The organism is uncultured Sphaerotilus sp., assembly GCF_963924895.1.
GTDB lineage: Bacteria > Pseudomonadota > Gammaproteobacteria > Burkholderiales > Burkholderiaceae_C > Sphaerotilus.
Genome location: NZ_CAWURG010000037.1, coordinates 61,997 through 86,452, shown reverse-complemented (window position 1 = coordinate 86,452; position 24,456 = coordinate 61,997). Strand labels below are relative to the sequence as shown.

27 protein-coding genes are annotated in these 24,456 nt (G+C 67.8%); 6 read left to right on the top strand and 21 right to left on the bottom strand.

Translation table 11 applies throughout. The features are described 5' to 3' along the window. Positions 1-6: 6 nt before the first annotated feature. Positions 7-510: an RES family NAD+ phosphorylase gene (locus tag AABN02_RS13845; RefSeq protein ID WP_338415514.1), complete on the bottom strand. Its 504-nt coding sequence runs from the start codon at positions 508-510 to the stop codon at positions 7-9. Continuing rightward, on the bottom strand, positions 507-968 hold the full coding sequence (locus AABN02_RS13840; protein WP_338415513.1) for an antitoxin Xre-like helix-turn-helix domain-containing protein: 462 nt from the start codon (positions 966-968) through the stop codon (positions 507-509). Before AABN02_RS13840 ends, AABN02_RS13845 begins: the two co-directional genes overlap by 4 nt. A 260-nt stretch (positions 969-1,228) precedes the next feature. On the opposite strand from AABN02_RS13840, the gene AABN02_RS13835 reads away from it, so the two are divergent. From AABN02_RS13835 to AABN02_RS13825, 3 genes are read left to right on the top strand one after another with little or no spacing between them, the layout of a single operon-like run. Then, positions 1,229-1,822 (top strand): LemA family protein, encoded by a 594-nt coding sequence (locus tag AABN02_RS13835; protein ID WP_338415512.1) that lies wholly within the window; start codon positions 1,229-1,231, stop codon positions 1,820-1,822. A gap of 21 nt (positions 1,823-1,843) precedes the next feature. Further along, entirely contained in the window at positions 1,844-2,761 is a 918-nt protein-coding gene (locus AABN02_RS13830) for a TPM domain-containing protein (protein WP_338415511.1), read from the top strand. Between the two features lie 7 nt (positions 2,762-2,768). Then, positions 2,769-3,335 carry a TPM domain-containing protein gene (locus AABN02_RS13825; RefSeq protein WP_338415510.1) on the top strand — a complete coding sequence of 189 codons (567 nt, stop codon included), beginning with the start codon at positions 2,769-2,771 and terminating at the stop codon, positions 3,333-3,335. Positions 3,336-3,441: 106 nt separating this feature from the next. On the opposite strand, the gene AABN02_RS13820 is transcribed toward AABN02_RS13825, so the two are convergent. From AABN02_RS13820 to AABN02_RS13765, 12 genes are all read right to left on the bottom strand, one after another. Then, entirely contained in the window at positions 3,442-3,858 is a 417-nt protein-coding gene (locus AABN02_RS13820) for a F0F1 ATP synthase subunit epsilon (protein WP_338415509.1), read from the bottom strand. Between the two features lie 78 nt (positions 3,859-3,936). Continuing rightward, complete coding sequence (gene atpD / locus AABN02_RS13815; protein WP_338415508.1) at positions 3,937-5,361, bottom strand: F0F1 ATP synthase subunit beta; 1,425 nt, start codon at positions 5,359-5,361, stop codon at positions 3,937-3,939. Positions 5,362-5,412: 51 nt separating this feature from the next. Further along, the gene (atpG, locus tag AABN02_RS13810) at positions 5,413-6,294 is read right to left on the bottom strand and encodes a F0F1 ATP synthase subunit gamma (RefSeq protein WP_338415507.1); all 882 of its coding nucleotides are present in this window, start codon (positions 6,292-6,294) and stop codon (positions 5,413-5,415) included. Positions 6,295-6,309: 15 nt separating this feature from the next. Beyond that, complete coding sequence (gene atpA, locus AABN02_RS13805) at positions 6,310-7,848, bottom strand: F0F1 ATP synthase subunit alpha (protein ID WP_338415506.1); 1,539 nt, start codon at positions 7,846-7,848, stop codon at positions 6,310-6,312. A gap of 97 nt (positions 7,849-7,945) precedes the next feature. Beyond that, positions 7,946-8,479: a F0F1 ATP synthase subunit delta gene (locus AABN02_RS13800; protein WP_338415505.1), complete on the bottom strand. Its 534-nt coding sequence runs from the start codon at positions 8,477-8,479 to the stop codon at positions 7,946-7,948. A gap of 2 nt (positions 8,480-8,481) precedes the next feature. After that, the gene (locus AABN02_RS13795) at positions 8,482-8,952 is read right to left on the bottom strand and encodes a F0F1 ATP synthase subunit B (protein WP_338415504.1); all 471 of its coding nucleotides are present in this window, start codon (positions 8,950-8,952) and stop codon (positions 8,482-8,484) included. Positions 8,953-9,002: 50 nt separating this feature from the next. Next, positions 9,003-9,251, bottom strand: a complete 249-nt coding sequence (atpE, locus tag AABN02_RS13790) for a F0F1 ATP synthase subunit C (RefSeq protein WP_012348532.1) — start codon at positions 9,249-9,251, stop codon at positions 9,003-9,005. Positions 9,252-9,379: 128 nt separating this feature from the next. Next, the gene (gene atpB / locus AABN02_RS13785; RefSeq protein ID WP_338415503.1) at positions 9,380-10,276 is read right to left on the bottom strand and encodes a F0F1 ATP synthase subunit A; all 897 of its coding nucleotides are present in this window, start codon (positions 10,274-10,276) and stop codon (positions 9,380-9,382) included. Positions 10,277-10,303: 27 nt separating this feature from the next. Further along, positions 10,304-10,798 (bottom strand): ATP synthase subunit I, encoded by a 495-nt coding sequence (locus AABN02_RS13780; RefSeq protein WP_338415502.1) that lies wholly within the window; start codon positions 10,796-10,798, stop codon positions 10,304-10,306. Between the two features lie 260 nt (positions 10,799-11,058). Continuing rightward, positions 11,059-11,958 (bottom strand): SMP-30/gluconolactonase/LRE family protein, encoded by a 900-nt coding sequence (locus tag AABN02_RS13775; protein WP_338415501.1) that lies wholly within the window; start codon positions 11,956-11,958, stop codon positions 11,059-11,061. Positions 11,959-12,050: 92 nt separating this feature from the next. Next, positions 12,051-12,560: a GNAT family N-acetyltransferase gene (locus AABN02_RS13770; protein WP_338415500.1), complete on the bottom strand. Its 510-nt coding sequence runs from the start codon at positions 12,558-12,560 to the stop codon at positions 12,051-12,053. Positions 12,561-12,569: 9 nt separating this feature from the next. Further along, positions 12,570-13,271, bottom strand: a complete 702-nt coding sequence (locus tag AABN02_RS13765; protein ID WP_338415499.1) for a cytochrome b/b6 domain-containing protein — start codon at positions 13,269-13,271, stop codon at positions 12,570-12,572. Positions 13,272-13,364: 93 nt separating this feature from the next. On the opposite strand from AABN02_RS13765, the gene AABN02_RS13760 reads away from it, so the two are divergent. Further along, positions 13,365-13,817: a cytochrome c gene (locus AABN02_RS13760; RefSeq protein ID WP_338415498.1), complete on the top strand. Its 453-nt coding sequence runs from the start codon at positions 13,365-13,367 to the stop codon at positions 13,815-13,817. 1 nt (position 13,818) lies between these two features. Here the strand turns inward: AABN02_RS13760 and AABN02_RS13755 are convergent, their stop codons facing one another. From AABN02_RS13755 to AABN02_RS13740, 4 genes are read right to left on the bottom strand one after another with little or no spacing between them, the layout of a single operon-like run. Beyond that, positions 13,819-14,688 carry a PhzF family phenazine biosynthesis protein gene (locus AABN02_RS13755; RefSeq protein WP_338415497.1) on the bottom strand — a complete coding sequence of 290 codons (870 nt, stop codon included), beginning with the start codon at positions 14,686-14,688 and terminating at the stop codon, positions 13,819-13,821. Further along, positions 14,685-15,905 (bottom strand): PLP-dependent aminotransferase family protein, encoded by a 1,221-nt coding sequence (locus tag AABN02_RS13750; RefSeq protein WP_338415496.1) that lies wholly within the window; start codon positions 15,903-15,905, stop codon positions 14,685-14,687. The genes AABN02_RS13755 and AABN02_RS13750 overlap by 4 nt, the downstream gene beginning before the upstream one ends. Beyond that, complete coding sequence (locus tag AABN02_RS13745; RefSeq protein WP_338415495.1) at positions 15,902-16,819, bottom strand: DMT family transporter; 918 nt, start codon at positions 16,817-16,819, stop codon at positions 15,902-15,904. The genes AABN02_RS13750 and AABN02_RS13745 overlap by 4 nt, the downstream gene beginning before the upstream one ends. Beyond that, the gene (locus tag AABN02_RS13740) at positions 16,816-17,412 is read right to left on the bottom strand and encodes a LysE family translocator (RefSeq protein ID WP_338415537.1); all 597 of its coding nucleotides are present in this window, start codon (positions 17,410-17,412) and stop codon (positions 16,816-16,818) included. Before AABN02_RS13740 ends, AABN02_RS13745 begins: the two co-directional genes overlap by 4 nt. Before the next feature lie 133 nt (positions 17,413-17,545). Between AABN02_RS13740 and AABN02_RS13735 the strand changes: the two genes are divergently transcribed. Then, positions 17,546-18,973 (top strand): PLP-dependent aminotransferase family protein, encoded by a 1,428-nt coding sequence (locus tag AABN02_RS13735; RefSeq protein WP_338415494.1) that lies wholly within the window; start codon positions 17,546-17,548, stop codon positions 18,971-18,973. Positions 18,974-18,975: 2 nt separating this feature from the next. Here the strand turns inward: AABN02_RS13735 and rpoH are convergent, their stop codons facing one another. Then, positions 18,976-19,911 (bottom strand): RNA polymerase sigma factor RpoH, encoded by a 936-nt coding sequence (rpoH, locus tag AABN02_RS13730; protein ID WP_338415493.1) that lies wholly within the window; start codon positions 19,909-19,911, stop codon positions 18,976-18,978. 141 nt (positions 19,912-20,052) lie between these two features. Between rpoH and AABN02_RS13725 the strand changes: the two genes are divergently transcribed. Beyond that, positions 20,053-22,053, top strand: coding sequence for a YhgE/Pip domain-containing protein (locus tag AABN02_RS13725; RefSeq protein ID WP_338415492.1), 2,001 nt, complete (start codon positions 20,053-20,055; stop codon positions 22,051-22,053). Between the two features lie 15 nt (positions 22,054-22,068). Here AABN02_RS13725 and AABN02_RS13720 read toward each other — a convergent pair whose 3' ends face one another. After that, a complete protein-coding gene (locus AABN02_RS13720; protein ID WP_338415491.1) occupies positions 22,069-22,812 on the bottom strand; it encodes a Crp/Fnr family transcriptional regulator in 744 nt (247 codons plus the stop codon). 111 nt (positions 22,813-22,923) lie between these two features. After that, a complete protein-coding gene (gene ntrC / locus AABN02_RS13715; RefSeq protein WP_338415490.1) occupies positions 22,924-24,444 on the bottom strand; it encodes a nitrogen regulation protein NR(I) in 1,521 nt (506 codons plus the stop codon). Between the last annotated feature and the right edge of the window lie 12 nt (positions 24,445-24,456).

Below are 24,456 nucleotides of genomic sequence, written 5' to 3'. Positions count from 1 at the left end.
AGGCGCTCACCGGCCGCTGCGCCCTCGTGCATCGAAGAACCAGGGCCGCACCTTGACCGCGCGCAATCGGGCGGCGTCGGGGTGGCGCGGATTGATCAGCAGGTTGTATTCCTCCGGCACGATCACCGACGGCACGGCCAGCAGCGCCGACGCTCCACCGGCGAGCCACGCATCACCGATGTCCAGCGACACCTTCCCTTCCGGCCGCGCCGTCCACCCGACCGGCAAGCCTGCCGCATCGCACACGACGCGCGCGGCCCACAGGTCCGCCGGCACCTCGATGCAGACGACAAACCGGTTCAGCGGCAGATCATCGGTGTTCAGGTGGACCGTGGTTTCCAGCGCGGCCAGCGCGATCGTGCTGGCGCCGTAGACCACCGGCCGGCCCTTGCGGTTCCAGCGACCGCCGCTGACCTCGGCGCCCTTGCCGCTGAGGTCGTGGGCCTCCCAATCCGGCGTGTCGGCTGCGATGCGCCACAGCCGCACCGACACGGCCGCACCCGCGCTCATGCGTAGGCGCCAGTCTGGGCGCGGCTGAGCAGGTTGGCGACGAGTTGCTGGCCCTCGCTGGTGTCCATGAGCGTGGCCGGCGCCAGCCCATCGAGCGCGGGCAGTGGCCGCTCCAGCCAGCGGGCCACCCAGCCGGCGGCATCGAACCCCTCGGCCTGCCCCGAGGCCTCGACCATGCGTTGCACCTGCCCGATCAAGCGGCTGATGCCGAGCACGCGCGCGCTCTCGTCCGGCGACAGCAACTGCGCATGGCTGGCCTTGCGCTCGACCGTGGCACGGGGCAGGCCGAGCGTGGCGTACAGCCGCTCCTTGCTCATGCCCATGCGCCGGGCCATCACGCCAGGGACGGTGGCCGGCGCGCCCTGCTTGATGAGCCGCACGCGCTCGATCGGGTCGAGGTCGAAGGTGCTGGTGAAGTTCCAGGCGGTCGGCAAGTTGTCGGCGGGAAGGATGGGCATGGGCTAAACCTACTCAAATGAGCATCCATGATAGGCCAAATGAGCACCCCGGATCAGATTTCCAGTCCGAGCACGCTTCAACTCCCCATCCTGGAGCACTGGTCTCCCTTGATGGCACTGAGGTAAGCTCACCACTGTGTGCAACGCCGTGAAATACGACACAGTTCAGTGCCTACACACACGCACCACACACCGCATCACCACCCCATCACTGTCTAGGAGGCGCACGCATCATGGCGTTGGAACAATTTGGTACTTGGATGCGCCGACTCGCCGGCGTGCTGGCCCTCGTGGCGCTGACCGGCTGCGGCTACAACGATTTCCAGAAGCTGGACGAGGATGTGAAGGGCAGCTGGTCCGAGGTGCTGAACCAGTACCAGCGCCGTGCCGACCTCGTGCCCAACCTCGTCGCCACCGTCAAGGGCGAAGCCGGCTTCGAGCAGGACACCCTCACCAAGGTCGTCGAGGCCCGTGCCAAGGCGACCAGCATCCAGGCCACGCCGGAGCTGATCAACAACCCCGAGGCGTTCAAGAAGTTCCAGGCCGCGCAGGGTGAACTGAGTGGCGCGCTGAGCCGCTTGCTGGTCGTGACCGAGAACTACCCCAACCTGAAGGCCAACCAGGGCTTCCAGGACCTGCGTGTGCAGCTCGAAGGCACCGAGAACCGCATCACCGTGGCGCGCAACCGCTACATCAAGACGGTGCAGGAATACAACGTGCTGGCCCGCAGCTTCCCGACCAACCTGACGGCGATGGTCTTCCACTACGAGGTCAAGCCGAATCTGGCCGTGGCCAACGAGGCGCAGATCAGCCTGCCGCCCGCCGTGAGCTTCGACAAGCCCGCGGCCAAGTAAGCCAAACCTTTGTCGCACGCCATGACTGCCTTGCTGCGAGGTCTGTTCGCGTTCGGACTGTGGCTGCTGCTGGCCTTTGGCAGCCATGCCCAGGACATCCAGCCCGTGCCCGCCCTCACCGACCGGGTGATCGACCAGACCGGCACGCTCCAGCCCGAGCAGCGCCAGGCCCTGGTGGCCCAGCTGGCCGCGCTGGAGCGGGAAGCGGGCTCGCAGGTGGTGGTCCTGCTCGTGCGCAGCACGCAGCCCGAGGACATCGCCGCCTATGCGCAGCGCGTGGGCGACACCTGGAAGATCGGTCGCCGCACGGTGGGCGACGGACTGCTGATCGTCGTGGCCACGCAGGACCGCAAGGTGCGCATCGAGGTGGCCAAGACACTCGAAGGCGCCATCCCGGACCTGATGGCCAAGCGGGTCATCAACGAGCAGATCACGCCGGCCTTCCGCCAGGGCGACTACGCGGGCGGCCTGTCGTCGGCGGTGCGCGTGCTGGGGGGATTGATCAAGGGCGAAGGGCTGCCCGCACCATCGGCCTCCGACCAGGGCGGCAGCGCCCAGGACGGCCCGGACCCGATGATGTGGATCCTGCTGACGGTGGTCATGCTGCCGATGTTCGCGCGCGCGCTGGTCGGGATCTTCGGGCGCAAGCTCGGCCCGCTGCTGACCAGCGCCGGCGCGGGTGGCCTCACCTGGCTGATGACGACCAGTCTGGCGGTCGCCGGTCTGGCAGCGGTCGTCGGGCTGGTCGTCGCGCTGGTGTTGGGCGTGATGAGCTTCATCTCGCCGAGCGTCAGCCGTGGCCGGTCTCTGCCGATGCCTGGCGGCTGGGGCGGCGGCGGTGGGGGTGGCTGGGGCCGCGGTGGCGGCTCTGGTGGCGGCGGATTCTCGTCCGGTGGCGGGGGCGATTTTGGCGGCGGCGGTGCGTCCGGCGGCTGGTGAACGCTCCATGAACAAGACACGACAGGCCGCACACGACATGTCCACCGATCGATCCACCGTCCGATTTCACCGCCCCTGGCGCCAGTGGCTCCGGCACCTCTGGTCCGACCGCGCGGACATCACCCACGTGCTCGACGCCGAGGCCCTCGCCCGCCTCGAAGCACGCATCACCGCGAGCGAGCTGCACCACAGCGGCGAGATCCGGCTGTGCGTCGAGGCCGCGCTGCCGTGGCGCTACCTGCGCGAAGGCGCCAGTCCGCGGGAGCGGGCGCTGTCGATGTTCGGCAAGCTGCGGGTCTGGGACACGGAGCAGAACAACGGCGTGCTCGTCTATCTGCTGCTGGCCGACCGCGCGGTGGAGATCGTCGCCGACCGCGGGCTGCACCGGCACATCGACCCGGACCAGTGGCAGGCACTGATTGCCGCCATGGAGCCGCTGCTGCGCCAGGGCCAGCATGAAACCGCGCTGCAGCAGACCATCGCCGCACTCGACGAGGCGCTGCGCCACTGGTTTCCGGTGCGCGGCGACCAGCGCAATCCCAACGAACTGCCCAACCAGGTCGATCTGCGCTGAAACAGCGGACCGCCAAGCCGGCGCCCATCCAAGACCAGACGGACCAAACCCGCCTCAGGCGTGAACCTGGGCGGGCTTGGTGGTGCGCGTCGGGCAGCGGAGCTGCTTACTTGCGGCGGAACTTCTGGATCGCGGCGATCTGGGCAGCCATGGCAGCGAACTCGCCCTGGGCACGGGCCAGGTCGATGTCGCTCTTGGCGTTCTTCATCGCTTCCTCGGCGATGCGCTTGGCTTCGACAGCCTTGGCTTCGTCGAGGTCGTGACCGCGGATCGCGGTGTCGGCCAGCACGGTCACGCGGTCCGGCTGCACTTCGAGAATGCCGCCAGCCACGAACACGAACTCTTCTTCACCGTTGTCGGCGCGCTCGATGCGCACCGCACCGGGGCGGATGCGGGTGATCAGCGGCGTGTGGCGGGGCAGGATGCCCAGTTCGCCGTTCTCACCCGGCAGCGCGACGAACTTCGCTTCACCCGAGAAGATCGATTTTTCTGCCGAAACGACGTCAACGTGGATCGTTGCCATGTTCTTCCTTCTGAGGGGGTTGAAGAGGAGTCAGCAAACCAGGGGCGGAGCGCCTTGCGGTGCGCCGCCCACCGGGGTTCACTGCAGCTTCTTCGCCTTTTCGAAGGCTTCGTCGATGGTGCCGACCATGTAGAACGCCTGCTCCGGCAGGTGATCGCACTCGCCGGCGACGATCATCTTGAAGCCGCGGATGGTTTCCTTCAGCGGCACGTACTTGCCGGGCGAGCCGGTGAACACTTCAGCCACGTGGAAGGGCTGCGACAGGAAACGCTGGATCTTCCGTGCACGGGACACGGCCAGCTTGTCTTCCGGCGCGAGTTCGTCCATGCCCAGAATGGCGATGATGTCGCGCAGTTCCTTGTAGCGCTGCAGCACCTGCTGCACCGCACGGGTCGTGTTGTAGTGCTCTTCACCAACCACGTTCGGGTCCACCTGGCGGCTGTTCGAATCCAGCGGATCCACAGCCGGGTAGATACCGAGCGAGGCGATGTCACGCGACAGCACCACGGTGGCATCCAGGTGGGCGAAGGTCGTGGCAGGCGACGGGTCGGTCAAGTCATCGGCAGGGACGTAGACGGCCTGGATCGAGGTGATCGAGCCGACCTTGGTCGACGTGATCCGCTCTTGCAGACGGCCCATTTCCTCGGCCAGCGTCGGCTGGTAGCCCACGGCGGACGGCATGCGACCCAGCAGTGCGGACACTTCGGTACCGGCCAGCGTGTAGCGGTAGATGTTGTCCACGAAGAAGAGCACGTCCTTGCCTTCGTCGCGGAACGACTCGGCGATGGTCAGGCCGGTCAGGGCCACGCGCAGACGGTTGCCCGGCGGCTCGTTCATCTGGCCGTAGACCATGGCGACCTTGGACTTGCCCAGATCTTCCAGGTTCACGACGCCCGAATCGGCCATTTCGTGGTAGAAGTCGTTCCCTTCACGGGTCCGCTCGCCCACACCAGCGAACACCGACAGACCGCTGTGGGCCTTGGCGATGTTGTTGATGAGTTCCATCATGTTCACGGTCTTGCCCACGCCGGCGCCACCGAACAGACCCACCTTGCCGCCCTTGGCGAACGGGCAGATCAGGTCGATCACCTTGATGCCGGTTTCGAGCAGGTCTTGCGACGGGCTCAATTCGTCATAGGCCGGGGCCTTGCGGTGGATCGACGCCGTGTGCTCGGCATTGACCGGACCACGTTCGTCGATCGGGCTGCCCAGCACGTCCATGATCCGACCCAGGGTGGCCGGACCGACCGGCACCATGATCGGAGCGCGCGTGTTGCGCACTTCCAGACCGCGGCGCAGGCCGTCGGACGAGCCCAGCGCAATGGTACGCACCACGCCGTCGCCGAGCTGCTGCTGCACTTCGAGGGTCAGCGCGCTGCCATCCAGCTTCAGTGCGTCATAGATCTTCGGCATCTGGTTGCGGGGGAATTCCACGTCCACCACGGCGCCGATGCACTGAACGATCTTGCCTACTGCGCCAGTAGTGGCTTGAATGTTCGCCATTTTTCGTTCCTTCAATCTTGGTTCGTTGCGTCTCGTCGTCGCGTGGCTGGGTCAACCCACCGCCGCCGCACCGCTGACAATCTCGGAGAGTTCCTTGGTGATCGCGGCCTGACGGGTCTTGTTGTAGACCAGCTTCAGGTCGTTGATCAGCGTGCCGGCGTTGTCGGTCGCGGCCTTCATGGCCACCATGCGCGCCGATTGCTCGGACGCCATGTTCTCGGCCACCGCCTGGAACACCAGGGCCTCGGCGTAACGCACCATCAGGTCATCGATGACCGACTGGGCGTCCGGCTCGTAGAGGTAGTCCCAGCCGTGGGCCTGCTTCTCGCTCGCCGACTGCTCCAGACGCTCGGCCGCCAGGGGCAGCAACTGCTCGATCTGCGGTTCCTGCTTCATCGTGTTGAGGAAGCGGGTGTAGCAGAGGTAGACAGCGTCCAGCTTGCCTTCGGCGTACTGGTCGAGCAGCACCTTGACCGGACCGATCAGCTTGTCGAGGTGTGGCGTGTCACCGAGGTGGGTGACATGCGACACGACCTTGACGCCGACGCGGTTCAGGAAGGTGAACCCCTTGTTGCCGATCGCGACCGCCTGCACCTTGGTGCTGGCGCCTTCGAACTCACGCAGCTTGGTCGTCACCGCCCGCAGCACGTTGGTGTTCATCCCGCCGCACAAGCCCTTGTCGGTCGTGACGACGATGACGCCCACCGCACCCGTGCCGCTGTTCTTGACGACGAACGGATGGTGGTACTCCGGGGTCGCACGCGACAGGTTGGCCGTGATGTTGCGGATCTTGTCAGCGTACGGACGAGCCGCGCGCATGCGTTCCTGCGCCTTGCGCATCTTGGACGCGGCCACCATTTCCATGGCCTTGGTGATCTTCCTGGTGTTCTCCACCGATTTGATCTTGCCGCGTATTTCCTTGCCTGCCGCCATGACGATGCTCCTGGCTTAGGCGAAGGACTTCTTGAACGCAGCGATCGCGCCTTGCAGCTCGGCTTCCGCGTCCTTGTCCATGGCCTTGTTGTCTTCGAGCTTCTTCAGCAGCGCGCCGTGGCTGGTCTTCAGGTACTGGTGCAGGCCGCTTTCGAAGGCAAGAATCCTCTTGACTGCGATGTCGTCCATGAAGCCCTTGTTGACCGAGTACAGCGTGGCAGCCATGAGGCTGATCGGCTGGGGCGAGTACTGCGCCTGCTTGAGCAGTTCGGTGACGCGGGCGCCACGGTCGAGCTGCTTGCGGGTGGACTCGTCCAGGTCCGAAGCGAACTGCGCGAACGCGGCCAGCTCACGGTACTGCGCCAGGTCGGTACGGATACCGCCGGACAGGCCCTTGATCAGCTTGGTCTGTGCCGCCGAACCCACACGCGACACCGAGATACCGGCGTTGATGGCGGGGCGGATGCCGGCGTTGAACAGGCTGGTTTCCAGAAAGATCTGGCCGTCGGTGATCGAGATCACGTTGGTCGGAACGAAGGCGGACACGTCACCAGCTTGCGTTTCGATGATCGGCAGGGCCGTCAGCGAACCGGTCTTGCCCTTGACGGCACCCTTGGTGAACGCTTCGACGTAGTCGGCATTCACGCGGGCTGCGCGCTCGAGCAGGCGGCTGTGGAGATAGAACACGTCGCCGGGGAAGGCTTCGCGGCCCGGAGGACGGCGCAGCAGCAGCGACACCTGGCGGTAGGCCACAGCCTGCTTGGACAGGTCGTCATACACGATCAGGGCGTCTTCGCCACGGTCGCGGAAGTACTCGCCCATCGTGCAGCCGGTGTAGGCGGACACGTACTGCATGGCGGCCGATTCCGACGCCGACGCAGCGACGACGATGGTGTAGTCCATCGCGCCAGCGGCTTCCAGCGAGCGCACCACGTTCTTGATCGACGAAGCCTTCTGGCCGATCGCGACGTAGATGCAGGCCATGTTCTGGCCCTTCTGGTTGATGATCGCGTCGATGGCCACGGCGGTCTTGCCGGTCTGGCGGTCACCAATGATCAGCTCGCGCTGACCACGGCCGACCGGCACCATCGAGTCGATCGACTTCAGACCGGTCTGCACCGGCTGGTCGACCGACTTCCGGGCGATCACGCCCGGAGCGACCTTCTCGATGACGTCCGTCATCTTGGCGTTGATCGGGCCTTTGCCGTCGATCGGCTGACCGAGCGCGTTGACCACGCGGCCAAGCAGCTCCGGGCCGACGGGCACTTCCAGGATGCGGCCGGTGCACTTGACCGTGTCGCCCTCGGAGATGCCTTCGTACTCGCCCAGGATCACGGCGCCGACGGAGTCGCGCTCCAGGTTCAGGGCCAGACCGAAGACGTTGCCCGGGAACTCGAGCATTTCGCCTTGCATGGCATCGCTCAGGCCGTGGACGCGGACGATACCGTCCGTCACCGACACCACGGTACCCTGGTTGCGAATGTCTGCGGCGACGCCGAGGCCCTCGATACGGCTCTTGATCAGTTCGGAAATTTCTGCGGGATTCAGTTGCATTGCTTGCTCCCAGTCTGGTCAAGCGGCCTCTTTGCAGAGGGCAGACGTGACGCAGGGATGAATTCGATGCGTGTCGTCACGCGCCTGTACATAAGCCTCAAGCGCTCAGCGCCACCTTCATGCGTTCCAGTCGGGCCTTGACGGAGGTGTCGAGCACCTCGTCGCCCACCACCACGCGGATGCCGCCGATCAGCTCCGGCTCCAGCTTGACGCTGGCCGAAAGCTTTCGTCCGAAGCGCTTCTCCAGACTCGACACGACGTCTGCCAGCTGGGCCGGCTCGATCGGGTAGGGACTGTAGATCACGGCATCGGCGACGCCAGAGGAGGCGTTGACCAGCGCGTGGAACTGCTCGGCGATCGCCGGCAGTGCCACGAGGCGACCATTGGCCACCAGCGTGCGCAGAAAATTCTGCACACCGGCATCCAGCGGAAGCTGTGCAGCGGTGGTGACCAGATCGACCACCTGATCGTCCGACGCCTTGGGGCTGTCGGCGAACTGGCGCACTAGCTGGTTCTGAGCCACTTGGGACAGAGCCTCGATCTGCTTGCCCCAGGCCGCCACGTCGCCCTTGCGGGCCACTTGGTAGAGCGCTTCGGCGTAGGGGCGTGCGATGGTAGTGAGTTCGGCCATGGTTACAGCTCCGTCTTCAGGCGGGTCAGCAGGTCGGCGTGGACGCCGGCGTTGACTTCACGCTTGAGGATTTGCTCTGCACCCTTGACAGCCAGGACGGCGACCTGGTCGCGCAGGACTTCGCGGGCCTGGATGGCCTGCTGGTCTGCTTCAGCCTTGGCGGCGGCGACGATCTTGGCGCCCTCCTCCTCGGCACGACGCTTGGCTTCGTCGACGATGGCCTGGCCACGCTTTTCGGCGTCTGACAGCAGCTTGGCGGTCTCGTTGCGCGATTGAGCCAGCTGTTCCTCGACGCGCTTGTTAGCGCCTGCCAGTTCCAGCTTGGCCTTGTCGGCCGCAGCCAGACCGCTCGCGACCAGCTTGGCCCGATCGTCTAGCGCTTTCGTGATCGGTGGCCACACGAATTTCATCGTGAACCACCACAGGATCACGAAGACCACGATCTGCGCCAACAGTGTTGCGTTCAGATTCACGGCTTCGACCTTTCTCGTTTAGGGGGATGACGTACGACGAGAAAGACCGATTACTTCAGAACGAACGGGTTCGCGAAGGCGAACAGCATCGCGATACCAACGCCGATCAGGAAGGCAGCGTCGATCAGACCGGCCAGCAGGAACATCTTGGTCTGCAGTTCGTTCATCAGTTCCGGCTGGCGGGCCGAAGCTTCGAGGTACTTGCCACCCATCAGGGCGATACCGATACAGGCGCCGATAGCACCCAGGCCGATGATGATGCCGCAAGCCAGAGCGACGAGACCGAGGACGTTTTCCATGATTGCTCCTAAGAGAGGTTGTTGACGAACGGAAAGGGAAAAGGGAACGGGAAAGTGAACCGAGGGGCCGGCGCCAGTTGCACCGGCTCCGCGGAGCCGGCGAGACTGTGCCAGATTTCTCGACTGGATCAGTGCTTGTCGTGCGCCTGACCGACGTAGACCAGGGTCAGCATCATGAAGATGAAGGCCTGCAACGTGATGATCAGGATGTGGAAGATCGCCCAGGCAGTGCCCGCGATGATCTGCCCGAACCACAGTGCAATGCCACCGAACGAGCCGAAGCCCACGGCGCCCATCAGCGCGATCAGCATGAACACCAACTCGCCGGCAAACATGTTGCCGAACAGTCGCATGCCGTGCGAGATGGTCTTGGCTGCGAATTCGATGATCTGCAGCGTGAAATTGATCGGCGCCAGCAGGATCGCCGCCGGGCCGTGTGCATGGAACGGTGCAGAGAACAGCTCGGCGATCCAGCCGCCCAGGCCCTTGATCTTGATGCTGTAGTAGATGCAAGCCAGCAGCACGGTGAACGACATGCCCAGCGTCACCGACAGGTCGGCGGTCGGCACGATGCGCAGGTAGGCGTGGGCCGGGTCATGGCCCATGGCACCGTAGATCTTGGCCCACAGGGTCGGCAGCAGATCCAGGGGCAGCAGGTCCATCGCGTTCAGCAGGAAGATCCACACGAAGGAGGTCAGCGCGAGCGGCGCCACGACCTTGCGCGATTCTTCGTTGTGCACGATGCCCTTGGCCTGCGTGTCCACCATCTCGACCAGGAACTCGATGGCGGCCTGCATGCGACCCGGCACGCCGGAGGTCACGCGACGCGCCACGCTCCACAGCAGGAAGCAGCCCAGCACACCCAGGAGGATCGAGAAGAACAGCGAGTCCAGCTTCAGGACCGGATCGCTCAGCGAGAAATCCGCAATCCCGGTCTGGGCACGACTGGTCAGGTGGGTCAGGTGGTGGGAGATGTACTCCCCCGCGGTCGGTGCATGCTCTGCAACGTGTTCTTCGGCAGCCATCGTCTTCTCTCGAACGTGTGTCTTGTCTTAAGACCGAGTGGTTGTCACCCGACCCTGCCATAGCAGGGCCAGCCAATTCATCTTCATGCACACGACCAGCGTGACCAGCATGGCTGGCCAGTTCAGGTCCGGCACGACTTTTGCCGCGGCAGCCAGCATGACCACCGAGACACCAATTTTCAAGAACTCCCAGAACATGAAGTTGAATGCCGCAACATTCGCCTTCACCTCCGACAGCTGGCTCACCCGGGCCATGCCACGCGCCAGCAAGGCCGTTGGCACCACCACGGTGGCTGCGCCATACAACGCAGACCAAGCCGCCGCCCCCGTCCCGATGAAACCGCCGAAAACAGCGGCCATCACCAGACCGACTGCTGCTTGCGCAGCAACCACCCGCCACGGAGACACCAGCGGGAGTCGGGCTCGAAGGGCTTGCGCCTCTTCTCGCGTCAGACTCTTGAATTCTGTTTCGTCAGCCTCAGATGCACCGTCATCCGAATCAGTGCGCAAGCCGTTGTGCATGGGTGTGCGCTGATTCACGTTTGTTGACGAGCAGTTGCGGCAAAACCATCGAATTATACGTGGAAACCCCCACTGCTTTGCCCTTCGCCGACCAAACGATGCATTGGCGCGTCAGTGCACCCAAAACGTGCGTCCAAAGCAACACTCGACCGGACGTGCAAGCCATCACGCCACAGCGAACTGCATGACTGACCAGTGGCGGATTGTGCTCAAGTTCATTGACGCAGCGCTTGCACCGGTGGCGCACCGGCGTTGGGCATTCAGCCCCCGGACAGGTGCACCGGAAGACCGGGTACCTCCACCCGGAAGGCCAGCACGCACCCGGCCAGCGGCTCCAACGCCAGCTCTTCCGCCGGACGCTTCTCGCGCGCCGTGGTGACATAGAGCGTCTTCAGATCCGCGCCACCAAAACACGGCATCGTCGGGCAGCGCACCGGCAGACGCACCTCGCGCAACACCTCGCCTTGCGGCGACAGGCGCAACAGCCGCTGCCCCTCGAACATCGCCACCCAGTAGCAACCTTCGACATCGACCGCCGCGCCGTCCGGCCGTCCGCCATAGGTGTCCAGCGACTGCCCCGCCTCGCGCAGCGCAAAGGTCCTGAAGACGCGCCGCCCCGACAGTCCGCCATCCGCCGGGTCGAAATCGAAGGCGAACACCGTGTGCGCCTTGGTGTCGGACCAGTACATCGTCCGGCCATCCAGGCTCCAGGCGAGTCCGTTGGACACCGTGATGCCGTCCGCCCGGCGAACGAGCGCCCCCCGGTCCCAGCAGTACAGGGCCGCCAGCGGCGGATCGCGCGGCTCGTAGATGGTGCCGACCCAGAACCGTCCCTGCGGGTCGCACTTGCCATCGTTGAACCGCTCGGTCGCCGGGTCATAGGGCGGCCGGGCCAGCAGGCTGCGGGTACCGGAGGCCGGGTCGAAGCGCCACAGTCCGTCGCGCATCGCCAGCAGCAATCCGCCACCCAGAACGGGCGCACAGCTGGCCGGCTCGACGGGGAAGTCCCACTGCCGGGTCTCGCCCGAGGCCGGATCCAGTCGGTGCAGGCGGCGGCCGGGAATGTCGCACCAGTAGAGCGCCTGCTCCTGCGGGTGCCACATCGGCGATTCGCCCAGCAGGCAGGGGGGACTGACAGCGTGGATCAGGTCGGCATCCATGGCGGCTCGCTTGGTGGAAGTGGTCAAAATCGGGCCGCGATGCTAACGCCGTACCGCGCTGTAACCCGGCCGGCCGCGGGTGCGTTCAGCGTTCAGTAGCGGCTGTGTGCACCGTCGAGGTCGACGCAGAGGTAATGCGCACCGGGCAGCGGATTGAAGTAGAACGGCGGCACCTCCACGAAGCCCAGCGACGCATACAGCTCGCGCGCCGCCTCCATGTCGTCGAGCGTGTCGAGCAGCATCGACGAATAGCGGGCCCGGCGGGCATCGTCGATGAGCGCCTGCGCCACCTGCCGCCCCAGACCGAAGCGGCGGAAGGCCCGGCGCACGTAGAGCCGCTTCATCTCGCAGGCGTTCGGGTAATCGACGTCGGTGACGCGGCGGTAGGCGCCGCAACCAGCCACCGCGCCATCGACCAGCGCCAGCAGCAGGCAGCCGTTGGGCTCGGCGTACTCCCCTGGGAGGTCCCGCAATTCCTGGTCGAAACCCTGGAACGAGAGATCGACCGCCAGACTGGCGGCGTATTCGCGGAAGATGGCGCGCGTGGCCTCGATCAGCGCCGGGGTGTCCGGCACGATCAGGCGGGTCTCGGGGACGTGCATGGCCGCAGTCTAGCCGCCCTGCGCCTGCACCCACAACGCCAGTGCAACACCCAGTGACAAGGCGATCAGCGCCAGCACCCAGCGGCCAGCGTGGTCGGCCGACGCCGGCACGTCGGGCGGCAGCGGCTTGTCGCCCACCAGCATCGGCGTGACCAGATCGCGTCCGTACACCAGCTGGTAGACAGCGATCGCCGCCACATGCAGCAGCACCAGCCCCAGCAGCAGCCACTGGCCCCAGGACTTGTGCCACGAAGTCGCCGCCAGCGAGGTGGTCGACTCGACGAAGCGGATCAGCGGCCCGGTGCTGGCGATCTCGTCATCGGCCACCAGCCCGGTCGACACCTGGAGCGCCAGCAGCCCGAGCAGCGCGAACACCGACAGCGCCCCGGTGGGGCTGTGGCCGACGTCCAGCAGGTCCTGCGGCCCGGCCTGACCACGCACGTAACGCAGCAAGGTGCCCGGTGCATGGAGGAAGCTGGCGAACCGCGACCAGCGCCCGCCGACCACGCCCCAGATCAGGCGGAACACCAGCAGCGCCAGCACCGCCAGCCCGAGCCGGAAGTGCCACTCCATTGCATTGCCGCCCACCTTGGCGCTGACCACGGCCCCGACGACACACAGCGCCAGCCCCCAGTGGAACAGGCGTGTCGGCCAGTCCCAGACCCGCACCGGACGCAGTCCGTCGGCGACCTCGCTCCTAGTCGACCCCATCGCTTTACCTCGCATGAAAACCGGTCATGGACGCGAGGCTACACTGGTCCGGCGACCATGTGGCCGCGCCAGCCCCTACCCGGAGTTCTGCCAATGAAACGTCTGTGCATCGCCCTGTGCGCCACCGCCGGCCTGTTCGCGGCCCTGCCCGCCAGCGCCCAGTTCCAGAAGCCCGAAGATGCGATCAAGTACCGCAAGGCCGCCTTCACGGTGATGGCCAACCACTTCGGTCGCATCGGTGCGATGGTGAACAACAAGGCGCCCTTCGACGCCAAGGCTGCTGCCGAGAACGCCGAACTGCTGACCCACCTGTCCGCGCTGCCGGCGGCGGGCTTCATCGCCGGCACCGACAAGGGCGAGACCCGCGCCAAGCCGGAAATCTGGTCCGAAGCCGACAAGTTCAAGGGCGGCATGACCAAGATGCAGGAAGAGATGGGCAAGCTCAACGCCGCGGCCAAGACCGGCGATCTGGCGCAACTGAAGACCGCCTTCGGCGCCGCCGCGCAGACCTGCAAGGCCTGTCACGACAACTACCGCAAGGAGTGAATCACAACCGCAGCGTTCCGGCGATGCAGCGGGTCACGTCGCCGGCGATCCAGACGCCAGCCCAGTCGCCCTCGGCGATGTGCTCGACATGCACCCGGCCATCGCGCCCCAGCGCGTGGCCCTGCCCGGCGACATAACGCGCCGGCAACTGTCCGGCGCCGATCAGCCACTGCGCAAGCCCGGCGTTCAGGCTGCCCGTGACCGGGTCTTCCGGCACCCCGAGGTCCGGCACGAAGGCCCGCACCTCCACATCGACCGCCCCGCCCTCCGGCCACGCGCCGACCACGCCGACATTGAGCCCGCGCATCGCCACGTAATCCGGCACCAGCGCGCGCACGGCGGCAGCGTCGTGCAGACGCACACCGAGCCAGCCGGGACCGTTGTCGATCCACTCGACCTGCAGCACCGCGTCGGCGGACAGCCGCAGCGAACGCAGCACCTGCGCCACCACCTCAGGCTCGGCCGGACCACTGCGCCGCAGCGGTGGCGCGGCGAAGGCCAGGCGATTCGATCCACCGTCGACCTGCCGCACACGCACCAGCCCGACACCGCACTCCTGCACCACGACGCCCGCCTGCCGTGGCACGCCACCCGCATCCAGCCACGCCTGGCAGCTGCCCAGCGTCGGATGGCCCGCGAAGGGCAACTCGCCACCCGGCGTGAAGATGCGCACCCGGTAGTCCGCCCCCGGGTCGGTCGGCGGCAGCAGGAAGGTCGTTTCGGACAGATTGGTCCAGCGCGCGTACGCCGCCATCTGGTCATCGCTCAGCCCGTTGGCATCGACGACGACCGCCAGCGGATTGCCCTTCAGCGGCTCCGCGGTGAAGACATCGAGCACGGCGGTGCGGCGCTCGCGTGGGGTGCTGTTCACGGCGTCGGCTCCGGCTGGTCCTCGGTCAGGTGGCGTTTCAGCACCGCGCCGAAGATGGCCACAGCGGTGTGGATCTGGTCCGGCGTCAGCGTCACGAAGGACAGGCGCACCGTGCGCGGATCGGGCGCGTGGGCATAGAACGCCGCACCGGGCACGAAGGCCACGCCCTCGTCGACCGCCTTCGGCAGCAGCGCCACGGCGTCACAGCCCTCGGGCAGCCGCACCCAGCAGAACATGCCGCCGCTCGGCGACGTCCACTCGCTGCCGGCGGGCAGGTGCTGCAGCAGCGCCTCGCGCATCGCATCGCGCTGGGCCCGGTAGCGGTCGCGGATGGTGGGGACATGCTGGTCGAGGAAGCCGTCGCGGATCACCTCGTAGACCACGCGCTGGTTGAAGCCCGGCGTGTGCAGGTCGGCCGCCTGCTTGGCCTGCAGCAGCTTGGGGAAGAGTTCGCGCGGCGCCACCACATAGCCCAGGCGCAGGCCCGGTGCCAGCACCTTGGAGAACGAGCCCAGGTAGATCACGCCCTCGGGCCAGCGCGCGGCCAGCGTCTTGGGCGGCGGAGCGTCGTACCAGAGGTCGCCGTAGGGGTTGTCCTCGACCAGCGGCACGCGGGCCTGCTTCGCCGCGGCGATCAGCGCCTCGCGCCGCGCCTCGGGCATGACGCGGCCACTCGGGTTCTGGAAGTTGGGCAGCACATACATGAAGCGCGTGCCGGGCGCGTCGTGCGGCAGGGCGGCCACCGCCTCGGGCAGCGGGCCGTCCGCGTCGCTGGGGATGCTGGCGAAGATCGGCTCCATCGGCGCGAAGGCCTGCAGGGCGCCCAGATAGGTCGGCGCCTCGACCGCGACCGGCGCGCCGGCGTCGACCAGCACCTTGGCCACGAGGTCCAGGCCCTGCTGCGAGCCGGTGGTGATGAGGACCTGGTCGGCGTCGACGGTCATGCCCTGTCCGCGCAGGTGGCTGGCCACCCACTCGCGCAGCGGCATGAAGCCTTCGCTGGCGGCGTACTGCAGCGCTTCGCGCGGCGTCTCGCGCAGCACCTTGTCGCAGGCCACGCGCATCGCCTCGACCGGAAAGGTGTCCGGCGACGGCAGGCCGCCGGCCAGCGACAGGATGCCCGGCCGGTCGGTGACCTTGAGGATCTCGCGCAGGATGGACGGGTTCATCCGCGCCGCGCGGCGGGCGGGGTTCCAGAGGGGGAGTTCGAAAGTCATGCGCGTGGTTCCTTGTGGACTGCCATTCTCTTCCCGATGAACACCACCGCGACCACCGCGACGGCAAACACCAGCGTCGACATCTGCAAAGGCTCGCCCAGCACCGGCACCGCCAGCAGCAGCGCGAGGAAGGGTTGCACCATCTGCACCTGGCTGACCCGCACCATGCCGCCCAGCGCCAGCCCGCGGAACCAGGCGAAGAAGCCCAGCCACATCGAGAACACCGTGACATAGGCGAAGCCGCCCCAGGCCGCTGCAGAAATGTCGGCCGGCACGGCAGGCCGCACCCACCACGCCACCGGCAGCGTCAGCGGCAGGCTGATGACCAGCACCCACGAGATGACGTGCTCGGCCCGCCAGCGCGCCGAGAGCTGCGCCCCGGCGACATAGCCGATCGCGGCACTCAGCATCGCGCCCAGCAGCAGGCCGTCCGCCGCGACCAGATGCCCGCCGCCCTGCACCGCCGCAAAGCCCAGCACCAGCGCGCAGCCCAGCACGGCGCAGACCCAGAACCCGTTCGACGGCCGCTGGCGCAGGTGCCACGCCGCTACCGACGCCGTGAACAGCGGCAGCACGCCCGTGATCACCGCTGCGTGCATCGACGGCACCTGGCGCAGCGCCAGCGCGATGAACAGCGGAAAGCCGAGCACCGTGCCCAGCGCCGCCACCGCCAGCGGCAGCGCATCGCGCCGTGTCGGCCACGGGGCGCGGGTCAGCCAGAGGTAGACCGCGCTCAGCAGCGCCGCCCCCGCCGCCCGCCCAGCGGTGACAAACAGCGGCGGCAGCTGCGGCGCCTCGCCGGGGCCGACCGCCAGCCGCGTCATCGGCAGCGTCAGGGCGAAGATCACCACGCCCAGCAGCCCCAGCAGCAGACCGCGGTTCTCTGGCGAGAGATTCGATTGGTGCGTCGTCATGCCTGCCCCATCCACACGGCGGTCAGCACCAGTACGGCCGCCATGCCCCGGTTGAACCACGCCAGCCGCGCCCCTTGCGCCAGCCAGCCCCGCAGCAGTGCGCCGACCACGGCATACGTGAAGTTGCTCGCGAAGGCAAACGCCGCCATGGTCGGCAGCACCACCAGCAGCCGCTCGCCCACCGGCCCCGGCAGCACCCAGCCAGCGGTCACCGACAGCGCGAACATCCAGCCCTTGATGTTGACGAACTGCAGCGCCACGCCCTGCCAGAAACCGACCTGCAGGCGCGCAGCATCGACCTGCCCGAGTTGCGTCGTGCGCGTCAGTTTCCACGCCAGCCACAGCAGGTAGCTGAGGCCGACCACCTTGATGCCTATCCGCAGCACCGGCTGCGCCGCGATCGCCGCGCCCAGCCCGACGCTGCACAGCCCCAGCATCAGCGCCCAGCCCACCGGCACCGCCAGACAGAAGCGCATCGCCCGGCGCAGGCCGAGGTTGGCGGCCATCGCGGTGGACAGCGTCGTGTTGGGGCCGGGCGTGAAGGACATGGCCGTGCCCAGCGCCAGCAAGGCGAGGTAGTCGGAGGCGGTGATCGCGAGCATGGGCGCCAGTCTAGGGCGCTATAGCAGCACAGTACCAGTACACTTGACACCGATACTGTTCACCACTGTACTGGTCTCCGCAGCGACACATCCGACCGGACCCCATCCAGGCCGCATCGCCACCATGAACCCGCCCCAGCTCAGCCGCCGCAGCGACCAGACCCTGGCCGAACAGCTCGCGGCCCACTTCGCCCAGCACATCCGCCACCGCCTGCTCTCGCCCGGCGCCCGGCTGCCCTCGGTACGCGACTGCGCGCGGCGGCATGCGGTCAGCCCGCACACCGTCGTCGCGGCCTACGACCAGCTGCTCGCGCAGGGGCTGGTCGAGGCGCGCCGGCAGCGCGGCTTCTTCGTGCGCGAACTGCGGCGCGACCTGCCTGCGGCCAGCACCGCCCATCCCCCCGCCCCACCCACCGTGCCCTTCGACGCCAGCGCGCTCATCCGCGGGATGCTCGGTCGCAACAGCCAGCGCCCCGGCCCGGGCCTGGGCACGCTGCCGCCGAGCTGGCTCGACCTGCCGATGCTGCACGCCGCGCTGCGCAAGGTGCTCACCGAAGACCGCGGCCTCGGCGACGCCGCCGCCTCGCTGCAGTACGGCGAGCCGGCCGGTGATCCGCGCCTGCGCGCCGCGCTGTCCGACCGCATCGCCGACTTCGGCGTGCGCGCTGCGCCGTCGCAGATCATCACCGCCGTGGGCGCGACGCAGGCGCTCGATCTGGTGTCACGCACGCTGCTCACGCCCGGCGACGCGGTGCTGGTGGACGAGCCCGGATGGTCGGTCGAATACGCCCGGCTGACCCACCTCGGGATGCGCTTGCTGCCGGTGCCACGCGGCCCGGACGGTCCCGATCTGGCGGTGATGGACGCACTGGCGCGGGAACACCGCCCGCGGCTGTATGTCACTGTCTCGGTGCTGCACAACCCGACCGGCGGGATGCTGAGCCTGTCCACCGCGCACCGCCTGCTGCAGCTCGCGCAGGACCACGACCTGCAGATCCTGGAGGACGACACCTACGCCCACCTCGCCCCGGCACACGCCCCGCGCCTGTCCGCGCTCGATGGCCTGCGCCGCACCTTCTACGTCAGTGGCTTCTCGAAGATCCTGGCGCCGGGCTGGCGCGTCGGCTATGTGGCGGCGCCCGAATCGCAGGTGGAGCGGCTGATCGACGTGAAGCTGCTGTCGAGCCTGACGACGCCCGCGCTGCTGGAGCAGGCGGTGGCGGTCTGTCTGGAACAGGGGCAGCTGCGCCGCCACGCCGAGCGGGTCTGCGCCCGGCTGGACGCGGCGCGCAACCGCAGCGTGCAGCTGGCGCTCGGGGCGGGTTGCAGCTTTGTCTGTCCGCCACAGGGGCTGTTCGGCTGGGTCGAGACGGGTGTCGACACCGAGCAGCTCGCCCAGCGCCTGCTCGACGCCGACTGGCTGATGGCACCCGGCAGCCTCTTCCACGCGCGCCGCCAGCCGAGCACGCGGATGCGGATCAACTTCGCGACGGCGCAGGACGCGGGGTTCTGGCGGGCGTTCGCTGCAGCGCGCGATGCGCTGCGGCCATGAGATCAGGCGGTCTCGACCAGCGCCTTCTTCATCTTCTTCATCGCCGCGACCTCGATCTGGCGAATGCGCTCGGCGCTGACGCCGTACTCGGCGGCCAGATCGTGCAGCGTCAGGCCGCCGGAGCCGTCGTCGTTGACCTTGAGCCAGCGCTCCTCGACGATGCGGCGGCTGCGCGCATCCAGCGCATCCAGCGCCCGCAGCAGACCGGGGCCGGCGAGTTCGTCGCGGTGGCGGGCCTCGATCGCCTGCGTCGGCTCATGGCGGTCGTCAGCCAGGTAGGCGATCGGGGCGTAGGCGTTGTCGTCGTCGTCATCGCCGCTGGGGTCGAGTGCCACGTCGCCACCGGCGAAGCGGGTTTCCATCTCGATGACCTCTTCGCGCTTGACGTTCAGTTGCGCGGCGACCTTGTCGATCTCGGCCTCGGACAGGCCGGCGCGGTGCGTGTCGCCCTCGGCGGCTTCGCCCTTGAACTGGCGCTTCATCGAGCGCAGGTTGAAGAACAGCTTGCGCTGGGCCTTGGTCGTCGCGACCTTGACCATGCGCCAGTTCTTCAGGATGTATTCGTGGATCTCGGCCTTGATCCAGTGCAGCGCATAGCTGACCAGACGCACGCCCTGCTCCGGGTCGAAGCGCTTGACGGCCTTCATCAGGCCGACGTTGCCTTCCTGGATCAGGTCACCATGCGGCAGACCGTAGCCGAGGTACTGGCGCGCCACTGACACGACCAGCCGCAGGTGCGACAGCACCATCCGGCCGGCAGCGTCCAGATCTTGCTTGTCACGCAGCTTGCGCGCCAGACCCGACTCTTCCTCGGCCGTCAGCATCGGCAGCCGGTTGACGGCGCTGATGTAGGCGTCCAAATTGCCAAGCGAGGGCACCAAGGCCCACGGATCGCGCAAGGAAAGAGCAGTGGAAGATGACAGTTGCATGGTGGACATAGACTGTGCTTGCGTCCTGGAGTTCCCTTTCAGTTTAGCACTCGCTCTCAGCGAGTGCTAAAGCCAAGAAAGTACGCAAAGGCCAGACTTGTGAGAATGATCAATCAGAAACGAACCAAAACCATGGGCTGGTGGCGGGCGGTGGGACTGCTCGCCCGTGCGGACTGGACGCTGCTCGCGCAGGACCGCCGATTTGCACTGGTGGTGGCCGGCGCCCTGTTCATCCCGGCGCTCTACGCGCTGATCTACCTGTCCAGCATGTGGGACCCGAGCACACGCACCGGCGCCCTGCGGGCCGGTCTGGTCAATGCGGACACGGGGGTGGTCTTCCGCGGCCAGACCTCGCACATGGGCGAGGACGTCAGCCAGACGCTGCTGCGCCAGGGGCTGTTCCAGTGGCAGCGCTTCGACGATGCCGAGTCGGCCCGGCGGGCCGTGCGGCGGGGGGAGCTGAGCTTCGCCGTGCTGATTCCGCCCAACTTCAGCGAGCTGGCGGTGCCGGGGCGCGAAGCGGGCGCGGCCAAGCTGGTGATCTACACCTCCGAGGGCAACAGCTACAGCGGCGCCGGCTTTGCCAAGCGCTTTGCGCCGGAGCTGGCCCACCGGGTCAACGAGGCGCTCAACGAGCAGCGCTGGGACATGGTGCTGACCACGGCGCAAGGCTCGAAGCTGAATCTGGCCACCCTGCGCGACCGCGTCGGGCACCTGCATGCCGGCAGCCAGCTGCTGGCCGACGGCACCCACCAGGCACGGCAAGGCGCAGACGAGCTGGCTGTGGGGCTGGGCAAGGCGAGCGAGGCGGTGCAGCAGGTGCAGCGCGGCGCGACCCAGCTGGCCGACGCGAGCACCCAGTTCGCAGGCGGCTGGCGCCAGCTGTCCTCGGGCCTGCGCACGCTGGACAGCCACCGCCCGGCAGCGGCCGACCTCGATCCGCTGAAAACCGGCGCGCAGCGTCTGGTGCAGGGCCAGACCGAGCTGGGCAAGGGCCTGGAACAGCTTTACCAGGGCACCCGGCAGCTCAAGGCCGGCGCGCAGGCGCTGCAGCGCAGCACCCAGCCGATCCCGCTGATCGGCGACGGGCTGGCCGAGGGCGCCCAGGCGATCGACGACGGGGTCGAGCTGCTCGGCCTGGGTCTGACCCAGGCGCACGACAGCAACCAGCAGCTGATCGGCGGGATGCAGCAGCTGCAGACCGGCATCCAGAGCGTGTCGAGCAACTTCCTGCAGTTCAGCGGCGCCTTGCACCAGATCACCACCGCCCTGCCCGAGGACAGCCGCGTCGACGCCCTGCCGCACGGCGCGCAGCAGCTGGGCAGCGGCGCGCTGGCACTGGGCGACGGCCTGCGCAAGCTGCAGAGCGGACACGGTCAGCTGCACACCGGACTCGCCCGGCTGGAATCCGGCAGCGCCCAGCTGCGCGACGGACTGGCCCTGCTGGCCGATGCGCTGCCCGGCGACGTGCCCCTGCCCGAAGGCAGCGCCCGCGGGCTGGCCGATTCGGTCGAGCCCGCGATCGAGATCGTCGCCCCGGTGGGCAACGACGGCGCGGGCTTTGCACCGAACTTCGTGCCCATGTCGCTGTGGGTCGGGGCGGTGACCGCGGCACTGCTGTTCAACCTGCGCCGCCTGCCCGACACCGCGGTCGGGCTGCGCCGCTCCGCCCAGGTCATCGGCAAGCTGGTCTGGCCCTCGGCCGTGGTGCTGGGCCAGTCGGCGGTGATGGCGGCGATGATGATGGGCATCCTGAACATCCGCGTGCACGACCTCGGCCCCTTTGTCGTCACCGTGGCCGCGGCCTCACTGACCTTCCTGCTCATCCTGTTCGCGCTGGTCCGCTGGTTCGGCGAGCTGGGCAAGGTGATCGGGATCATCCTGCTGATCGTGCAGCTGTCGTCGGCCGGTGCGACCCTGCCGATCGAGCTGGCCACCCCCTTCTTCCAGGCGCTGCACCCCTATCTGCCCTTCACCTGGGTCGTGCGGGCCTTCCGGGCCAGCATGTTCGGCGCCTACGACGGCCAGTGGATGGCCCACTGGGCGGTGGTGGCCGGTTGCGGCGGCGCGGCGCTGCTGGGTGCGACCCTGGCGGGGCGCTGGAAGATCACCCCGGCCGCGGACTACCACCCCGGCATCGAGATCGATTGACCTGAACGCGCGGGTTCAGGCCACCGTGCCGGCCAGCGCCCGCAATTCGTCCACATCGCGGACCTGCACCTGGTAGCCGCGCACCGACAGCACCCCGCGCGACTCGAAGCTGCGCATCAGCCGCGACAGGGTCTCGGGCGACATGGCGAGCTGCTGGGCGATGTCGCGCTTGCGCTCCTGCAGGCGCAACTCGGCCTGACCGCTGCGCTGCGGCAGGCGCTGCAGCAGCCACTGCGCCAGCCGGGCCGGCGCGTCGTTGTGCAGCAGGTTGCGCGAGGCCATCGTCATCTGCTGCACCTGCTGCGCCAGCGTCTCGCAGAACTGCTGGGCCAGCGTCGGGTGGCTCGTCATCTGGTCGCGGACGGCCTCCAGCGGCAGATCGGCCACCACCACGTCCGACAGGGCCTGGGCCTCCATCGCATAGGGCTGGCCGAGCCAGGCTGCACTGACGTCCAGCCACGCCGGGCCGGTCACGCTGCGCTCGGTGCGCAGGCAACCATCCGCTGCGCGCGAACCCAGCACCACATCGCCGGACAGCAGCAGCACCAGCGCAATGGCTGGCGCGCTGCGGTCGAGCACCGCGTCGCCTGCGGCCACTGTGCGGCGGTGTGCCAGGTGCATCAACAGATCGACATCGGCGGATCCCAGCGTGGACGCAGACAGCACCCGCAGCCAAGGCGCCGGGTCGGCCGCAGCCGGTGGCGCACCGGCGAGGCGACGGCGGGGCCGGGGCCAAGGCCCCGCGAGAGGGGGGTACATCTCCATGGGCGGCAATCAGAGCAAGTCGAGGTGAGCAGAAGGGGAAGAACCTGCTTGCACTGTCTCCCAAGTCGCCCGCCCGACTGTTGAGGCAGGTCAAACCCGGCGGGCTCAATCCAGCCCGAGTTCCTGGATCTTGCGGGTGATCGTGTTGCGGCCGATGCCCAGCTTGTGCGCGGCCTCGATGCGCCGGCCCTTGGTGATGGCCAGCGCGGTCTGGATCAGGCGGCCCTCGAAGAGCCGGGTCAGGTCGTCCCAGACTTGCGGGTGGCCCTGCTCCAGCAGCACGCGGGCCTCGCGCTCCAGATCGTCAAGCCAGGCATCGACCGGCGCAGCCGACACCTCGCGGACCGGCGAGCCCCCCGTGGACAGACCGGCACCCACCAATGCCGTGGCCGGCACCGGTTGCCCGGCGGCGGCCGGCGGCGACACCGCAACGACCGGGGCGAGCGCAGGGCGCTGCCCAGCCATCGCCTGGACATGTTCCTGGATCTCGGGCGGCAGGTCCTTGGGATCGATGGTCTGGGCCGGCGCCATCACGGTCAGCCAGTGGCAGAGGTTCTCGAGCTGCCGCACATTGCCGGGGAAGTCGAACTGCGCGATCTGCTGCAACGCCAGATCCGAGATCCGCTTGGACTCGACGCCCAGTTCCTTGGCGCTGCGCTGCATGAAGTGGCGGGCCAGCGCGGGGATGTCCTCGCGCCGTTCGCGCAAGGCCGGCAGGCGCAGGCGGATCACGTTCAGGCGGTGGAACAGGTCCTCGCGGAAGGCGCCGTCGCGCACCCGCGTCTCCAGGTTCTGGTGGGTCGCGGCGATGACCCGCACGTTCGATTTCAGCGGCTGGTGGCCGCCAACGCGGTAGAACTGGCCGTCCGACAGCACCCGCAGCAGCCGGGTCTGCAGGTCGAAGGGCATGTCGCCGATCTCGTCGAGGAAGAGCGTGCCACCCTCGGCCTGCTCGAAGCGGCCGCGGCGGGTGGCCTGCGCGCCGGTGAAGGCGCCGCGCTCGTGGCCGAAGAGTTCGCTCTCCAGCAGGTCCTTCGGGATTGCCGCGGTGTTGATCGCGACAAACGGCCCGCCCGCACGCAGGCTGTGCTTGTGCAGCGCGCGCGCCACCAGCTCCTTGCCGGAACCGGATTCGCCCGTGATCAGCACCGTGACATTGCTCTGGCTGAGCCGGCCGATGGCGCGGAACACGTCCTGCATCGCCGGCGCCTGGCCGAGCATCTCGGGCACGTCGGCGGTGGCCTCGTCGACGCTTTCCTCGCGCAGGCTCTCGTCCACCGCGCGGCGGATCAGCGCCACGGCCTTGGGCAGATCGAAGGGCTTGGGCAGGTACTCGAAGGCGCCGCTCTGGAAGGCCGAGACGGCGCTGTCCAGATCCGAATAGGCCGTCATGATGATGACCGGCAGCCCCGGGTACCTGGCCTTGACCTTGGCGAGCAGGTCGATGCCGGTCCCGCCGGGCATGCGGATGTCGCTCACCAGCACCTGCGGGGCATCGTCTTCCAGCGCTGTCAGCACGTCGCGCGCGTTGGTGAAGCTGCGCACCGGCAGCTCCTCGCGGGCCAGCGCCTTCTCCAGCACGAAGCGGATGGATTGGTCGTCGTCAACGATCCAGATGGGTTTCATGCGATGCCTGTC